This is a genomic window from Escherichia sp. R1, assembly GCF_003000935.1.
Lineage (GTDB): Bacteria > Pseudomonadota > Gammaproteobacteria > Enterobacterales > Enterobacteriaceae > Escherichia > Escherichia coli.
The window spans coordinates 1-1443 of sequence record NZ_PSRU01000069.1; the positions used below are offsets into that span (position 1 = coordinate 1).

Consider the following 1443-nt stretch of genomic DNA (forward strand, 5'->3'; position numbering starts at 1 on the left):
TAGACGGCGACAAGGCGGTCGTGAACAACGACGGTGACAATGCCATCAGCAACGGCGGCACCGGCACGCAGGTTAACGGCGACGAAGCCACCGTGAACAATAACGGCAACACCACCGTTGACGGCAAGGATTCCACGGGCACCGAGATAAACGGTGACAAAGCTATCGTCAACAACGACGGTGACAGCACGATCCTTGATGGCGGCACCGGAACCCGTATTACGGGTGATGATGCGACGGCCAACAACAGTGGCAATACCACCGTAGACGGTCAGGGTTCGACCGGAACTGAAATCGCGGGTAATAACGCGGTGGTGAACCAGGACGGCGAGCTGGATGTGAGCGGTGGCGGTCACGGGATTGATATCACCGGTGACAGCGCAACGGTGGACAACAAAGGCGGCATGACCGTTGCGGATGCGGATTCGATTGGCATTCAGATAGACGGCGACAAGGCGGTCGTGAACAACGACGGTGACAGTGCCATCAGCAACGGCGGCACCGGCACGCAGGTTAATGGCGACGAAGCCACCGTGAACAATAACGGCAACACCACCGTTGACGGCAAGGATTCCACGGGCACCGAGATAAACGGTGACAAAGCTATCGTCAACAACGACGGTGACAGCACGATCCTTGATGGCGGCACCGGAACCCGTATTACGGGTGATGATGCGACGGCCAACAACAGTGGCAATACCACCGTAGACGGTCAGGGTTCGACCGGAACTGAAATCGCGGGTAATAACGCGGTGGTGAATCAGGACGGCGAGCTGGATGTGAGCGGTGGCGGTCACGGAATTGATATCACCGGCGACAGCGCAACGGTGGACAACAAAGGCGGCATGACCGTTGCGGATGCGGACTCTATCGGTATTCAGATCGACGGCGACAAGGCGGTTGTCAATAACGACGGTGACAACGCCATCAGCAACGGCGGCACCGGCACGCAGGTTAACGGTGATGAAGCCACCGTAAACAATAACGGCAACACCACCGTTGACGGCAAGGATTCCACCGGCACCGAGATAAACGGTGACAAAGCTATCGTCAACAACGACGGCGACAGCACGATCCTTGATGGCGGCACCGGAACCCGCATTACGGGTGATGATGCGACGGCCAACAACAGCGGCAATACCACCGTTGATGGTCAGGGTTCGACCGGAACTGAAATCGCGGGTAATAACTCGGTGGTGAATCAGGACGGCGAGCTGGATGTGAGCGGCGGCGGTCACGGTATTGATATCACCGGCGACAGCGCAACGGTGGATAACAAAGGCGGTATGACCGTCGCGGATGCGGATTCGATTGGCATTCAGATAGACGGCGACAAGGCGGTCGTGAACAACGACGGTGACAATGCCATCAGCAACGGCGGCACCGGCACGCAGGTTAACGGCGACGAAGCCACCGTGAACAATAACGGCAACACCACCGTTG

Annotated in this window: 1 protein-coding gene; it reads left to right on the forward strand. The window is 57.9% G+C overall.

The window, feature by feature from the left end:
* Window positions 1–1443 (forward strand): beta strand repeat-containing protein (locus C4F37_RS27050; protein ID WP_368665733.1); only part of this gene is annotated, 1443 nt, incomplete at both ends.